Source organism: Promicromonospora sukumoe, assembly GCF_014137995.1.
GTDB classification, from domain to species: Bacteria; Actinomycetota; Actinomycetes; order Actinomycetales; family Cellulomonadaceae; genus Promicromonospora; species Promicromonospora sukumoe.
On record NZ_JACGWV010000002.1, the window covers coordinates 1,481,855 to 1,496,353 of the forward strand.

Below are 14,499 nucleotides of genomic sequence, written 5' to 3' on the forward strand. Positions count from 1 at the left end.
CGGGTTCCCGCCCTCGTCGCGTGTGGGTGCCGGTCAGCGGTCGAAGAGGCGGCCGAGCAGACCCTTGCGTCGCGGACGATCCGCTCCCTCCGAGGACTCCTTGGACTCCGGAGCCCCCGGACGGTCGCCCTCCGGGCGGGTCAGCCGGGTGACCTCGATCAGCGCCTGACCGTGCAGCTCCAGCAGCCGGTTCGCCACCGCGATCGCGTCGGGCAGCGCCGGCGGGTTCGCACGGTCGGGCACCAACCCGGCGGCCTTGAGGCCGGGCGGCACGGTCCCGGCGTCGAGCTGCTCGGCCCAGACGGCCGGGTCGAGGTTCAGGAACTCGGGGTCCGACGACGAGCCGGGGTCGGCCTCCTCGTCCTCCGACCTGTCCGCCCGGTCCGGCCCGTCCACCGTCGGGTCCGAGCCGGCTCGGCCCACGCTGGCTCGGCCGGAGCCCTCCAGGTCGACGTCGCCGGACCCGGACCCCTGCCCCACGAGAAGCGCCGTCAGGCTCTCGGCCCGATACACCGCCCCGGCGTGCTGCTCGTGGTCAAGCAATACGACCTGACCCACGCGGCCGTTCGACGCCGGCGCGAGGTCGGCGGCGAAGACGTTCCCGGCGCCGTCGGTCCCGACCGGGAACCAGAGAGGCGAACCGATCGCGGCCCGCACCCGGCCCGCGGGGTCGGCCGGGGCCGAGGTGCCGGCGTCGGCGGTCCAGGTGCTGAAGCGGGCCGCGGGCAGGAACGCCTCGCGGAGAAAGCTCCCGCGCAGCGGCACGATCTCGAACCCGCCGAACCCACCCTGCTCGGCCGCGAGGCTCAGGTTGCCCGATCCGGCCGCCGCGTACAGCGCCCGCACCTCGTCCGGCAGCCGTGCGCCGTCGGGCAGCGCCGCCTCAGCCTCGTCGATCTCCGCGGCCTCCGCGCCAGCGGCGTCGGGCATCCGGTCCGCAATCAGCCGGGTCACGGCGTCCGGGTCGGCCGACGCCGCGGGTGCGCCGTCCGGCGGCGGCGAGATCGTCTCCCGGTACCGCGCCGGCAGCGCGCCGGGCTCCAGCACCACCTCGAGCACCGGCGTGACCGGCCCGGACACCACCGAGGGCGGCAGGTCGACGAGCTCGACCACGTCGTCGGCGGGGCGCGGGCCGGCGACGACCCGCACCGTCTGCCCGTCGTCGGGCGACAGGTCCGCGATCGCGCGGAGGGCGTCGTCCAGCTCGGCCTTGGGCCCGCGCCCGCCGGTCCGGGCGGCCTCCCGCGCGGCCTCGCGGTAGTGCGCGCGCCGGGCATCGGCGTCGCCGTCGTCCAGGTAGGACCCGTCCCACGCGCCGCCGCCCACGGTCCCGGCGAACTCGCTGACGTCGGTCCCGGGTGGCGCCGAGCGTCGGAGCGCGTCGACGAAGGGTGCCCAGGTCTGCCACTCGGTGAGGCTCACGACCCACATGATGCCTGTTCCCGCTCGGCGTGTCGGCCCGACGTTCCGTAGACTCCAGCCATGGCCGAGGTGAGGGTCTTTGCCGGTACCGGGGGCCAGCGATTCGCTCGGGAGATGTGTGCTGATCTCGACGTGCCGCTGAGCCCGATCAACATCCAGCGCTTCGCGAACGACTGCCTGCAGGTCCAGCTCCTGGAGAACTGCCGCGAACGCGACGTCTATCTCGTGCAGCCAGTCGTGCGCCCCGCGCAGGAGAGCCTCATGGAGCTCCTGCTGATGATCGACGCCGCCAAGGGCGCGTCGGCCGGCCGGATCACCGCCGTCATGCCGCACTTCGCGTACGCCCGCTCGGACAAGAAGGACGCACCGCGCATCTCGCTCGGGGGGCGCCTCGTCGCGGACCTGCTGGAGACGGCGGGCGTGAACCGCATCCTCACGATGACGCTGCACGCGCCGCAGGTGCACGCGTTCTTCCGGGTGCCGACCGACCAGCTCAACGCGCTCCGCGAGCTCGCGGAGCACTTCCTGCCGAGCGACCTCTCGAAGGCCACGGTGGTCTCCCCCGACCTGGGCAACGCGAAGAGCGCGTCGGCGTTCGCGAAGATGCTCGGGGTCCCCGTCGCGGCGGCCGCGAAGGAGCGGTTCGACGGCGACCGGGTCGAGATCACGTCCCTGATCGGCGACGTCACCGGCCGCGACATCATCGTGCTCGACGACGAGATCGCCAACGGGTCGACCATCCTCGCGATCCTCGACCTGCTCCGCGAGCACGGCGCGCGCAGCGTGCGGATCGCCTGCACGCACGGCATCTTCGCCAACGACGCCGCGCACCGCATCGCGGCCGACCCCGACGTCGTCGAGATCGTCACCACCAACACGGTGCCGTCCACCGGGCTCCTGGCGCACGACAAGCTGACGGTGATCAGCGTCGCCCCGGCGTTCGCCGAGGCGGTCCGCCGCATCCACAGCGGCGAGTCGGTCAGCGCCCTCTTCGACCCCACCCACGTCTAGGCCGCGCCCCGCCGCTGGTCGAGCTTGTCGAGACCCCGCCACTCGACCGCACCCGCCGGTCGAGCTGCACCCCCCGCTGGTCGAGCTTGTCGAGACCCCGCTCGATAGCTCAAGACTCGGCCCGTGAACAGTTTTCTTTGACACCTGGGTTATCCACAGATCCGCGACAAGCATCTCCGGACCCAGCTCCCCATGGCACCGTCACCCCATGGCCCACATGTACATACTCCGGTGCGGCGACGGTTCGTTCTACGTCGGGAGCACTGTCGACCTCGAACGGCGCCTCTGTCAGCACAACGAAGGCGAGGGTGCCGCATACACGCGTCGGCGTCGACCCGTCGAGCTCGTTCACTCCGAGGAGTTCTCCCGCATCGACGACGCGTATGCCCGAGAGAAGCAGGTACAGGGCTGGTCTCGAGCGAAACGGCTGGCGCTCATCGAAGATCGCCTGGAAGCACTGCCGGAGCTTGCTCGCTCGAGGACAGGCGTCAGAACGCGGTGAGGCGCTTCAGGGTCTCGACAAGCTCGACCAGCGATGGAGTACCAGCCGACCTGTACCAGGTCACCCCCGCTCGGCCCACCACTTCCTGAGCTCCTCGGTCGCGACCTCCTCGCCCAGCGGCCCCCGCTCCATGCGCAGGCCCAGCAGGTACTTGTAGGCCTCGCCGACCTCGCGCGACGGCGAGATCCCGAGGATCTCCATGATCTGCGTGCCGTCGAGGTCGGGCCGGATCGCGTCGATCTCCTCCTGCTCGCGCAGCGCGGAGATGCGGTGCTCCAGGTTGGTGTACGCGTCGGACAGCCGCTTGGCCTTGCGCTTGTTGCGCGTGGTCGAGTCGGCGCGGGTGAGGCGGTGCAGCCGCTCCAGGAGCGGGCCGGCGTCGGTCACGTACCGCCGGACGGCGGAGTCGGTCCACGCGCCGTCGCCGTACCCGTGGAACCGCAGGTGCAGCTCGACGAGCCGCGACACGTCCTTCACCACCTGCTTCTCGTACTTGAGCGCCCGCAGCCGCTTGGTGGTGAGCTTGGCGCCGACCACCTCGTGGTGGTGGAAGCTCACGCCGCCGCCGGACTCGAAGCGCCGCGTGGCCGGCTTGCCGATGTCGTGCAGGAGCGCGGCGAGGCGCAGCACCAGGTCGGGCGCGGGCACCGCGCCGTCGGCCCCGGTCTCCTGCGCGATCGCCTGGTCGAGCACGGTGAGCGAGTGCTGGTAGACGTCCTTGTGCCGGTGGTGCTCGTCGATCTCGAGCTGGAGGGCCGGCAGCTCGGGCAGCACCTGGTCGGCGAGGCCCGTGTCGACCAGCACCTCGAGGCCCGCGCGCGGGTTGTCGCTCAGCAGCAGCTTGGTGATCTCCGCCTGCACCCGTTCGGCCGACACGATCTCGATCCGGTCCGCCATGGCGACCAGCGCGGCGAGCGTCCCCGGTTCCACGTGAAACGAGAGCTGGGCCGCGAACCGCGCGGCGCGCATCATCCGCAGCGGGTCGTCGTCGAACGACCGCTCGGGCGCGATCGGCGTGCGCAGCACCCCGGCGGCGAGGTCGCTCAGCCCGTCGTACGGGTCGACGAAGGTCAGCTCGGGCACGCGCACCGCCATCGCGTTGACGGTGAAGTCGCGGCGCGACAGGTCGCCGTCGAGCGAGTCGCCGAACTCCACGAGCGGCTTGCGCGAGGCCGGGTCGTACTTGTCCGTCCGGTACGTCGTCACCTCGACGACGACGTCGCCCCGGCGCGCCCCGATGGTGCCGAACTCCTTGCCGATGTCCCAGTGCGCGTCGCCCCAGCGTGCGAGGAGCCGCTGCGTCTGGTCCGGCGACGCCGACGTCGCGAAGTCGAGGTCGTTGCTCGCGCGGCCGAGGAACGCGTCGCGGACCGGACCACCGACCAGCGAGAGCTCGTGGCCGGCGGCGCGGAACTGCTCGCCCAGCTCGAGCGCGGCGGGCGCCATCTCGGTCAGCACGCCGAGCGCACGACGCAGCAGATCCTGTTCAGGGGTAGACACAGCCCAAGATTCTCCCAGACCCGGCGCGGCCCCACTCACCGGGGACCAGCCCCTGCCCGAAACCGCCCGCACCCCCTCACCTGACCAGATCAAGGGTGGTCAGTCGGTAGTGTTGGGGCATGTCCACCCCTGTTCCGGCGAGCGACCGTCCCGACGGTCGCCCGGAGGTGCCCACGCCGCCCGGCGGGGCTCCGCTGCGGGTGAACCCTGCCCGGCGTGCCGCCGCCGCGACCGCTCCCGTGCACCTGCCGATCGTGGACGAGACCTCGGCGGGCGGGCTCGTCCTGCGGGCCGAGTCGGAGCGGCCCGAGGAGTTCAGCGCCGCGGTGCTGCTGCGGCGCAACCGCACGGGCCGCCTGGAGTGGTGCCTGCCCAAGGGGCACCTCGAGGGGCGCGAGACCCCGCAGGAGGCCGCGATCCGCGAGATCCGTGAGGAGACCGGCATCCGCGGCTCGATCCAGGCGGAGCTCGGCGTGATCGACTACTGGTTCACCGGTGAGGACCGGCGGGTGCACAAGGTGGTGCACCATTACCTCTTGCGCGCGGAGGGCGGTCACCTGACCGTGGAGAACGATCCGGACGGCGAAGCCGAGGACGCTCTCTGGGTCAGGGTGGACGAGCTCGCCGAGCGCCTGTCGTACCCGAACGAGCAGCGACTGGCCGCGGCCGCCCTGGATCTCCTCGTGTCGTCGAGGAACCTCCGGGACGCACTGCGCGCCGACGCCTTCCCCACGGAGCGCCCAGACCTGCCATGACGCAGCACCCCGACTTCTCCCGCAGTCCCGCCCGCAGCCGGGCGGCCCGCCGTCCCGGCACGCTCGGCGCCGTCCTCCTGGCGGGGGCGGTGCTCGCCGGGTCGGTCCTGCCCACGGCGTCCGCCGTCGTCCCGACGACGCCGCGCGCGGACGCGGCGACCGCCGCGCTCCCCGCCGGCACGCCGGTCCGTGCCGCCGAGGCCGAGGAGGGCTCTGTCGACGTCTCCGTCGTCAGTATCTCGCACCCGGTCGCGCACCCCGGCGACGAGGTGACCATCCGCGCGAAGGTCACCAACACGAGCGACGACGTGGTGCCGGACGCCACGGCCCAGCTGACCATCGACTACGTGGCGCTGACGTCGCGCACCCAGATCGACGAGTGGGCCTCCGCGAGCCTGCTCGACCCGGTCCCCGGCGCTCCCACGCAGAAGTCGGTCGGGAAGCTGTCACCGGGCGCGTCCAAGACCGTCTCGTTCACCTACGACCCGGGCGCCGCGACGTTCCAGGGCTTCGGCGCGCGCAAGCTCGCCGTCGCAGTGGGCGACGCCACGGGCCGCCTGGGCATCGCCCGCTCCTTCCTCGTGTACGACGCCGACGGCCTGGAGCGCGAGCCGATGCAGCTCAGCGTGCTGGCCGCCGTGACGAGCCCGGCCATCGACCCGGCCGACCCGAGCACCGCCCAGATCGAGCTCGCGCAGCAGACGGCGAGCGGCCAGCGGTTGGACGGCGTGCTGCAGGTCGCCGAGAAGTCCCGGCTGTCGCTGGCGATCGACCCGGACACGATGGGCGTGGCCGCAGGGTCGGACGACCCGGCCCTCATCGACTGGTCCGAACGCATGCTCGCGGCCGCCGGGAAGACCACGACGTACACCCTCCCGAGCCACGACCCCGACCTCGCCGCGCTCGCGCACGCGAACGTGCGGACCACCGGGGCGCGTAGCTTCCTCCACTCCCCCCGCCGGGGGAACTGGGACGTCCCGGAGGCGTGGAAGTCGAACCTGGCCTGGCCCGCGGACGGGGTCGTGCCGGACGTCGAGACCCTGAACCTCGCGGTCTCCGCCGGGCGCCGGAACGTCGTGGTCGGCAGCGGCGGGCTCGCGTACGACGGCACGCAGACCGTGACGGGCCGCGCGGAGGTCCGCACCCCGTCCGGCATGGCGCACGCCGTCCTGGCCGACACGGACCTCACGCGGGCGTTCCTCGCCGCCACCGACCTGTCGGCCGCGGACACCGCCTCGTCCACCGAGAGCTCCGCCACCGCGACGGCCGCCACCACGGTGTCCACCACCGCCGAGGGCACGCAGCGGCTCCTCGCGGAGACCGCGGCGGTCGCGAGCCAGTCGCCGACCGACCCGCCGGCGCTGGCGATCGTCGCACCCCGGACCTGGACGCCGGACGCCGAGAGCGCGAACACCGTCCTGGCCGAGCTCGACGAGGCGGGCTGGGTGGACCTCACCACCGTCGACACGCTGTTCGAGCAGGACGCGCCGGACGTCGCCCGCACCCCCCTGGAGCAGCGCCGCGTGGCCAAGGCCGAGCTGGGCGCGTCGAACGTGGCGGCCCTGGAGCGCGGGCGCGACGCCGTCGTCACGTTCTCCGCGGTCGGCGTCGACGGTTCCGCGCAGATCTGGCGGCCGGGCGTCACCCGCCTGGCCACGCCGCTCTCCGTGGCGCACCGCGCCGACACCGGGCTCCGCGAGGCGCTCGTCCAGCAGACCCTGGAGTCGACGAACGAGCTGACGCAGCAGTCGGTGACGGTCGTCCCCCGTCAGGACATCAACTTCATCACGGACTCGGGGGACATCCCGGTGCGGGTGCGCAACACGCTCGGCGTCGACGCGACGGTGACCGTGGTCCTGCGCCCCGACCACCCGCGCCTGACCGTCGACGCGCGCACCACCGAGGTCATCCCCGCCCGCCGTGAGGTGGACGTGCAGGTACCGGTGCGTGCCATCGGCTCGGGCGACGTCGAGGTGACCGCCCAGGTGCTCACGCCGTCCGGCGCCAAGATCAGCGACGACTCGTCGTTCCAGGTCCGCGTCCGCGCGGGCTGGGAGGAGCTCGGTACGTGGATCGCGGCCGGCGTCGTCGCGCTGCTGTTCCTGGCCGGGATCTGGCGCACGGCGCGCCGCGGGCGCTCCCCGTACCGCGCCACCAGCGAGGACGTCGAGGAGGCGACCGGGACGGGTGCCGAGGCGCCGGAGTCCGCCCAGGCGGCGTCGGCGGACTCGGTGACCGTCCGGGCAGAGTAGTGTTTCGGCCGCCGCACACCTCGGCCGACAGCGCCGGGCAGGGCCCCAGACCACGGGAGTAGTCGCTTGACCCAGGAGAACGCCGTGACCGCACCGACCGACCCGACGTCGGACCCGAGCGCCGAGGCCGCGAGCGGTCCGGGCGCGCCCGAGACACCGACCTCGGCGGCGTCGTCGGCCAGCAGCCTGGGGCGTAACTCCGTGGTGATGGCGGCCGGCACGGCCGCCTCCCGCCTCGGCGGCCTGGTCCGCAACCTGATGCTCGTGGCCGCCATCGGTGCCACGGGCACCGTCGCCGACGCGTTCGACGTCGCGAACAAGCTGCCCAACGTCCTGTTCGCGATCCTCGCGGGCGGGATGCTGAACGCCGTCCTCGTGCCGCAGATCGTCAAGGCGTTCCGCGCGCACAACGCGCAGGAGCGCGTCGACAAGCTGCTCACGATCTCGGCGGTCGGCATCCTCGCGATCACCGCCGTGCTGACCGGTGCCGCCGCGTGGGTCGTCATGCTCTACACCGACGGCTGGTCGGCCGAGCAGCTCGCGCTGGGCACCGTCTTCGCGTACTGGTGCATCCCCCAGCTCTTCTTCTACGGCCTGTACACGCTGCTGGGCCAGGTGCTGAACGCCCGCGAGCAGTTCGGGCCGTTCATGTGGGCGCCGGTCGCCAACAACGTGGTCTCCGTGCTCGGTTTCGCCATCTTCCTGGCCGTGTTCGGCGGCGCCGACAACGGCATCAACGACCTCTCCGAGTGGAACACCCCGCGCACGATCCTGCTGGCCGGTACGGCCACGCTCGGCATCGTGGCGCAGGCCCTGGTGCTGCTCGTCCCGCTGCTGCGCTCCGGCTTCCGCTGGAACCTGCGCCTGGGCCTGCGGGGCATCGGGCTGCGCTCCGCGGGCGCCGTCGCGCTGTGGACCTTCGCGGCCGTGGTCCTGGAGCAGGCGGGCGTCCTGTACCTGACGCGGGTCGCCTCCGAGGCCGGCGCCGCGAGCACGCCCACGGAGGCCTTCGCGGGTAACGCGTCCTACACGCAGGCGCTCCTGATCTACCTGCTGCCCCACTCTCTGGTGACGGTGTCCATCGCCACCGCGCTCTTCACGGGCATCAGCAAGGCCGCGCAGGAGGGCGACACCGACCGGGTCCGCGACGACCTCTCCCTGGGGCTGCGCACCGTCGGCGTCTTCACCGTGTTCGCCACCGCAGCCCTCGTGGTGCTCGCCGCGCCGGCCACGGCGTTCATCGTCCCGACCGCGGGCGCCGAGAACACCGCGCTCATCGCGCCCGTCCTGGTCGCGCTCTCGTTCGGCCTGGTGCCGCTCGGCGGCATGGCGCTCATGAAGTGGGTCTACTTCGCCTACGAGGACGGCCGCTCGGTGTTCTGGATCACCGTGCCGTCGACGGTCGCCCTGGTGGCCGGCCTGGTGGCCGCGCAGCTCTGGCTGCCGATCGAGCTCTGGGTCGTCGCCGCCGGTGGCGCCTACGCCCTGTCCAACTGGATCACGGTGCTGCTGCGCACGGGCGGCCTGAAGCGCAAGCTCGGCGGGCGGCTCGACGGCGGGCGCATCCTCGCCCTGCACGCCAAGACGGTGCTCGCCGCCGCGGTGGCCGGCGGGGCCGGGTGGGGCGTCTACCAGCTGGTCGGCGGGTTCGACGTGCTGTCGTTCGGGCAGGGCTGGGTGCTCACGATGCTCAGCGGCCTCTGGGTGTCGGCGGCGTGCGGCCTCGTGATGATCCTGATCTACGTGCTCCTGCTGCGCCTGCTGCGCGTCAGGGAGCTCGACCGGCTGCTCGGCCCGGTCCTGGCACGCCTGCGCCGCTGACCCCCGCCGCCGTCGTACCGGAAGCGCAGCCCGCACGCGTGGGCTGCGCTTTCGTACATAAGGACGACGCCTCGGCGGGTGCCCAGCGGTTCCGCGTAGCATGGCGATGGTGCGTGATCCCTCTGGTCACGTACCTGCTACTGTCCCCCGACCGAGCGAGGAGGTCCGCGTGAGCACAGTCGAACCAGGCACCGTGCTGGTCGAGAGGTACAGGCTGCGCCAGCAGGCGTCGACCGACCTCGCCGCGGCGACCGCCTGGGAGGCGTACGACCAGATCCTGGACCGTGAGGTGCGGGTCACCCTGGTGACCGGGCCTTATACCGGTGACGCCCTGGACGCCGCCCGACGCGCGGCACTCGTGACGGACCCCCGCCTGGTCCGCGTGCTCGACGCCGGCTCCGACGGGGACGGCAACAAGTACGTGGTCACCGAGCCGCACACCGGCACCACGCTGACCGAGGTCATCTCGAGCGGGCTGGTGGACGAGCAGCAGGCCCGGGTCATCGTCGGCGAGGCGGCGAGCGCGCTGGCCGTGGCCCACGCCCGCGGCGTGCACCACGCCGCGCTACGGCCAGAGGCCGTGCGGGTCGACGGGCACCAGGTCCGCGTCACCGGCCTCGGGCTGGACGGCGGGCTCGCCTCCGGCGAGACGCTCAACGTGAAGCCCGCGCAGCTCGACGCCCAGGGGCTCGTGGCCCTCCTCTACTACGCGATGACGGCGCGCTGGCCCGGCCAGGACCTCGAGGCCGACTGGATCGCGAAGGACACCCTGATCCCGCTGCCGGCGCAGCTCGACGACTCCGGCGCCGTGGCGCCTCTTTCCAGCTTGGTCCCGCACGTGGACACCGAGATCGATGCCCTGGTGGCCCGGACGTTCGACGCGTCCGGCGGCACCGGAGGGCCGATGAACCCCGACGACGTGACCGCGGCTCTCCAGCCGTGGGGAGAGGTTTCCGTAGTGGCATCGCTGCCTGGATTCGTGCAGCCCGAGCCGGAGGAGCCGCGGCGGCAGTCCATCGCCGAGGCCTTCGGTGGCGAGGGGGTGCCGCCCGCGCGGCGCCCCGTCACCGGCCGGATCGCACGTACAGACGAGACAATGGCGATGGGGGCGGGCAACGTTCCCGCCGGCTATCCCGAGCCTCAGAACGACTACACCTACGAACCGCAGGCCTACGGGCAGCACGCCCCCGTGCCTCCCCCGCCGCCCGAGGGCGCGCCGGCCGGCTACCCGCCGGCGGGCTACGACCAGGCGGGCTACGACCAGTACGGCCAGCCGGTCGCACAGGGCCAGCAGCAGTACAACCAGCAGCAGCCGCAGCAGTACCCGCCGCAGTCCTTCGCGCCGGGCGGCTACCCCCCGGAGGGCGGCGGTGGCGGTGGCGGCTACTACGAGCAGGACGGCGGCTTCGCCACCCAGCCCGCGCCCAAGCGCGGCGGCGTCAACCCGACGCCGATCGTGCTGGGCCTCGTCGGCGTCGCCGTCGTGGCCGGCCTCATCTGGGCCATCAACGCCATGATGTCGCCGTCGTCCGACATGATCGCGGACGCTTCCCCCTCCGCGTCCGCGTCGGCATCCGCCGGGGCCGACGGCGAGGGCAGCAGCGAGCCGTCGGCGCCCACGGAGACCGAGGCGCGCCCGGTGATCGACTCCGCGACGCTCCTGGGCCCGCTCGAGTCGGGTGGCCAGCCGATCGACCACACGGAGAAGGTCGAGCTGGCGTACGACACCGACCCCGCCACGTTCTACTTCACCACCACCTATCAGCAGGCCCAGTTCGGTGGCTTCAAGGACTTCCTCGGGATGGAGCTCCGGCTCCGCGAGCCGGCCTCGGTCTCCAAGATCGAGCTGCTCACCAACACCCCCGGCGGCAAGGTGCAGATCCTCAAGGGCGGCGAGGGCGGCGACGTGCTCGCGGAGGGCACCTTCTCCAACACGACGACGTTCGAGCTCTCCGAGCCGGTCGTGAGTGACACGTTCACCATCTGGATCACCGAGCTGCCGCAGGTATCGGACGGCTTCCGGCTGGAGCTGAACGAGGTAGTGCTGAGCTGACCGGCCGCTGTCGGCGTTCACCGCCCTCGGCGCTCGGGACCAGTCCGGAACACCGGCGGGTACGAACCACATCATGTCGATGGGTTCGTACCCGCCGGTGTTCTTTCGTGACAGGATCGGCTCGGAAGCCCCACACATCGACGGATGTCGATGTCGTGTGGCGAGATTCACGTCCACGACCGGGCCCCAGGGCACCTGGGCTGGAACACTGGGACCCGCCCGCGTGTTGTTGCGTGTGCCCATGGAACTCGAGGAGAACACCTTGACCGAACAGACCACCGCTCCGGCCGCCGGCACCACCGACGGCCCCGTGCTCGACGTCGTCATCGTCGGGTCCGGTCCCGCGGGCTACACCGCGGCCATCTACGCGGCTCGTGCCGGTTTCGCGCCCGTGGTCATCGCGGGTTCGGTCACCGCGGGCGGCGCACTCATGAACACCACCGAGGTCGAGAACTTCCCCGGTTTCCCGGCCGGCATCCAGGGTCCTGACCTGATGGAGGCCATGCGGGAGCAGGCGGAGAAGTTCGGCGCCAAGGTCGTCTGGGACGACGCGGAGCAGGTCGAGCTGACCGGCGACGTCAAGACGATCGTGACGGGCGGCGGCGACACCTACCGCGCCCGCTCCGTGATCCTGTCTACCGGCTCCGCGTACCGCGAGCTGGGCCTGCCCGACGAGAAGCGGCTCTCCGGCCGCGGCGTCTCGTGGTGCGCCACCTGTGACGGCTTCTTCTTCCGCGACCAGGACATCGTCGTCGTCGGCGGCGGCGACTCCGCGATGGAAGAAGCGACGTTCCTGACCCGGTTCGCCTCGAAGGTCACCGTGGTGCACCGCCGCGACGACCTGCGTGCCTCGAAGATCATGGCCGAGCGCGCCGTCGCCGACCCGAAGATCGAGTTCGCGTGGAACAGCGAGATCGCCGGCATCACGGGCGAGAGCAAGGTCGACGGCCTCAGCCTGCGCGACACCGTCACCGGCGAGGTCCGGGACCTGGACGCGACCGGCCTGTTCGTCGCGATCGGCCACGAGCCCCGCACCGACCTGGTCAAGGGCCAGGTCGACCTCGACGAGAACGGCTACATCGTCGTGGAGGGCCGGAGCACGCGCACTAACCTCTCCGGCGTCTTCGCCTGCGGCGACGCCGTCGACCACACCTACCGCCAGGCGATCACGGCCGCCGGCTCGGGCTGCTCCGCGGCGCTCGACGCCCAGGCGTTCCTGGACTCGCTGAACGACTGATCTCCGGCCGGCTCCCACCGGCCCGCCCCACTCGGCCCCCGCGAGGGGCCATGAACAAGGAGATGCTGGATGAGCACCATCAAGGTCACCGACGACACCTTCAAGACCGAGGTCCTCGACTCTGACATTCCTGTCTTCGTCGACTTCTGGGCCACCTGGTGCGGCCCGTGTCGCATGGTCGCGCCGATCCTCGAGGAGCTTTCCGACGAGTACGAGGGCAAGATCAAGATCGTCAAGATCGACACCGACGAGAACCGGCAGACCGCGATGGACTACGGCATCGTGTCGATCCCGACGCTCAACGTCTACAAGGGCGGCGAGGTCGTGAAGTCGATCATCGGTGCCCGCCCGAAGCGCGCGCTGACCGAGGAGATCGACGAGGTCCTCGCGGGCTGACCGACCCCTCCGCCGCGTGAACGAGCGCGTGCCCGGCCCTCCCTGGTGACGTCACCGGGTGCGGCGCCGGGCACGCGCTCTTCTGCGTCGGTCTCACCATTTCGCCACGAACTTCGCCACGAACGGGTACTGGGCCGGGCACGCGGTGCGTGCGAGACTGACGTGCGTGAACGAGCTTCCCGAGACCGCCGGTAACCGCCTCGACCCGTGGTTCGGTTCGTACGCGGCGCGAGCGCACGGCATGCGCGCCTCGGAGATCCGGGCGCTCTTCTCGGTCGCGAACCGGCCCGAGGTCGTGTCACTGGCGGGCGGCATGCCGTACCTCGAGGGCCTGCCGCTCGACGTCATCGCCGACACGATGCAGCGGCTCATCGCCACCAAGGGCACCACCGCCCTGCAGTACGGCTCCGGCCAGGGCGAGGAGGTGCTCCGCGAGCACATCACCCAGGTCGTGGCGCTGGAGGGTGTGTCCGCCCACCCCGACGACGTCGTGGTCACCACCGGCTCGCAGTCCGCGCTCGACCTCGTGACCCGCATCTTCGTGGACCCGGGCGACGTGGTCATCGCCGAGGCGCCGTCATACGTCGGCGCGCTGGGCGTCTTCCGCTCGTACCAGGCCGACGTCGTCCAGGTGCCGCTCGACGCCGACGGGCTGGTCCCGGCGGAGCTCGACGCCACGCTGACCCGGCTGGCCGCCGAGGGTCGCCGCGTGAAGTTCCTCTACACCGTCCCGACGTTCCAGAACCCCGCCGGTGTCTCGCTGTCCGCCGAGCGGCGGCCTCAGGTCCTGGAGATCTGCCGGCGGCACGGCGTCCTCGTCGTGGAGGACAACCCGTACGGGCTGCTCGGCTTCGACACGGAGCCGATGCCCGCGCTGCGCTCCTACGACACCGACGGCGTGCTGTACCTCGGTTCGTTCTCCAAGACGTTCGCCCCCGGCTACCGCGTCGGGTTCGTCATCGCGCCGCACGCCGTGCGCGACAAGCTCGTGCTGGCCAGCGAGTCGGCGGTCCTGTCGCCGTCCAACGCCTCCCAGCTCGCCGTGGCGACGTACCTGGAGACCTGCGACTGGAAGGCCCAGATCAAGACCTACCGGGAGACGTACCGCGAGCGGCGCGACGCCCTCGTCGGCGCGCTCGGCGAGCACCTGCCCCGCGCGTCGTGGAACGTGCCGCAGGGCGGGTTCTTCGTGTGGGTGCGGCTCCCCGACGGTCTCGACGCGCGGGCCATGCTGCCCCGCGCCGTCACCGCGCGCGTCGCGTACGTCCCCGGCACCGCCTTCTACTACGACGGCAGCGGCTCCGACCACATGCGCCTGTCGTTCTGCTTCCCGACGCCGGAGCGCATCCGCGAGGGTGTGCGCCGGCTGGCCGGCGTCGTGAACGGCGAGGCCGAGCTGGTACAGATCTTCGGCACCTCCGGTCAGCCCGACCCCGACACGGACGACGTCGGGGGCCCCGCACCCGACCTGGCCTGAACGGCCTGACCTGAACGGCCCGCTGTCAGACACACAGGTCACCCGGGTGACCTGTGTGTCTGACACGATGAAG

11 protein-coding genes are annotated in these 14,499 nt (G+C 72.1%); 9 read left to right on the forward strand and 2 right to left on the reverse strand.

The window, feature by feature from the left end:
- Window positions 1-33: 33 nt before the first annotated feature.
- Window positions 34-1,422 carry an SMI1/KNR4 family protein gene (locus tag FHX71_RS30220; RefSeq protein WP_182619843.1) on the reverse strand — a complete coding sequence of 463 codons (1,389 nt, stop codon included), beginning with the start codon at window positions 1,420-1,422 and terminating at the stop codon, window positions 34-36.
- A gap of 60 nt (window positions 1,423-1,482) precedes the next feature.
- Here FHX71_RS30220 and FHX71_RS23775 point away from each other — a divergent pair, with 60 nt between their 5' ends.
- Together FHX71_RS23775 and FHX71_RS23780 are read left to right on the forward strand one after the other, a co-directional pair.
- Window positions 1,483-2,433 (forward strand): ribose-phosphate diphosphokinase, encoded by a 951-nt coding sequence (locus tag FHX71_RS23775; RefSeq protein WP_182619844.1) that lies wholly within the window; start codon window positions 1,483-1,485, stop codon window positions 2,431-2,433.
- Between the two features lie 208 nt (window positions 2,434-2,641).
- The gene (locus FHX71_RS23780) at window positions 2,642-2,935 is read left to right on the forward strand and encodes a GIY-YIG nuclease family protein (protein WP_182619845.1); all 294 of its coding nucleotides are present in this window, start codon (window positions 2,642-2,644) and stop codon (window positions 2,933-2,935) included.
- A gap of 60 nt (window positions 2,936-2,995) precedes the next feature.
- On the opposite strand, the gene FHX71_RS23785 is transcribed toward FHX71_RS23780, so the two are convergent.
- Entirely contained in the window at window positions 2,996-4,435 is a 1,440-nt protein-coding gene (locus FHX71_RS23785; RefSeq protein WP_182619846.1) for a CCA tRNA nucleotidyltransferase, read from the reverse strand.
- 119 nt (window positions 4,436-4,554) lie between these two features.
- Between FHX71_RS23785 and FHX71_RS23790 the strand changes: the two genes are divergently transcribed.
- From FHX71_RS23790 to FHX71_RS23820, 7 genes are all read left to right on the forward strand, one after another.
- Window positions 4,555-5,190, forward strand: a complete 636-nt coding sequence (locus FHX71_RS23790; protein ID WP_182619847.1) for an NUDIX hydrolase — start codon at window positions 4,555-4,557, stop codon at window positions 5,188-5,190.
- Window positions 5,187-7,442 carry a DUF6049 family protein gene (locus FHX71_RS23795; protein ID WP_182619848.1) on the forward strand — a complete coding sequence of 752 codons (2,256 nt, stop codon included), beginning with the start codon at window positions 5,187-5,189 and terminating at the stop codon, window positions 7,440-7,442. Before FHX71_RS23790 ends, FHX71_RS23795 begins: the two co-directional genes overlap by 4 nt.
- An 84-nt stretch (window positions 7,443-7,526) precedes the next feature.
- Window positions 7,527-9,263 carry a murein biosynthesis integral membrane protein MurJ gene (gene murJ, locus FHX71_RS23800; protein WP_182619849.1) on the forward strand — a complete coding sequence of 579 codons (1,737 nt, stop codon included), beginning with the start codon at window positions 7,527-7,529 and terminating at the stop codon, window positions 9,261-9,263.
- 169 nt (window positions 9,264-9,432) lie between these two features.
- Window positions 9,433-11,316 carry a protein kinase family protein gene (locus tag FHX71_RS23805; RefSeq protein ID WP_182619850.1) on the forward strand — a complete coding sequence of 628 codons (1,884 nt, stop codon included), beginning with the start codon at window positions 9,433-9,435 and terminating at the stop codon, window positions 11,314-11,316.
- 241 nt (window positions 11,317-11,557) lie between these two features.
- Entirely contained in the window at window positions 11,558-12,553 is a 996-nt protein-coding gene (trxB, locus tag FHX71_RS23810) for a thioredoxin-disulfide reductase (protein ID WP_246403379.1), read from the forward strand.
- Between the two features lie 69 nt (window positions 12,554-12,622).
- Window positions 12,623-12,949 carry a thioredoxin gene (trxA, locus tag FHX71_RS23815; RefSeq protein WP_182619852.1) on the forward strand — a complete coding sequence of 109 codons (327 nt, stop codon included), beginning with the start codon at window positions 12,623-12,625 and terminating at the stop codon, window positions 12,947-12,949.
- A gap of 166 nt (window positions 12,950-13,115) precedes the next feature.
- The gene (locus tag FHX71_RS23820; protein WP_182619853.1) at window positions 13,116-14,426 is read left to right on the forward strand and encodes an aminotransferase-like domain-containing protein; all 1,311 of its coding nucleotides are present in this window, start codon (window positions 13,116-13,118) and stop codon (window positions 14,424-14,426) included.
- The last annotated feature ends 73 nt before the right edge of the window (window positions 14,427-14,499 follow it).

Bases quoted from the DNA above. Each gene is read 5' to 3' on its own strand.
- FHX71_RS23775 (WP_182619844.1), top strand. From the start codon at position 1,483: ATGGCCGAGGTGAGGGTCTTTGCCGGTACCGGGGGCCAGCGATTCGCT.
- FHX71_RS23780 (WP_182619845.1), top strand. From the start codon at position 2,642: ATGGCCCACATGTACATACTCCGGTGCGGCGACGGTTCGTTCTACGTC.
- FHX71_RS23790 (WP_182619847.1), top strand. From the start codon at position 4,555: ATGTCCACCCCTGTTCCGGCGAGCGACCGTCCCGACGGTCGCCCGGAG.
- FHX71_RS23795 (WP_182619848.1), top strand. From the start codon at position 5,187: ATGACGCAGCACCCCGACTTCTCCCGCAGTCCCGCCCGCAGCCGGGCG.
- trxB (WP_246403379.1), top strand. From the start codon at position 11,558: ATGGAACTCGAGGAGAACACCTTGACCGAACAGACCACCGCTCCGGCC.
- trxA (WP_182619852.1), top strand. From the start codon at position 12,623: ATGAGCACCATCAAGGTCACCGACGACACCTTCAAGACCGAGGTCCTC.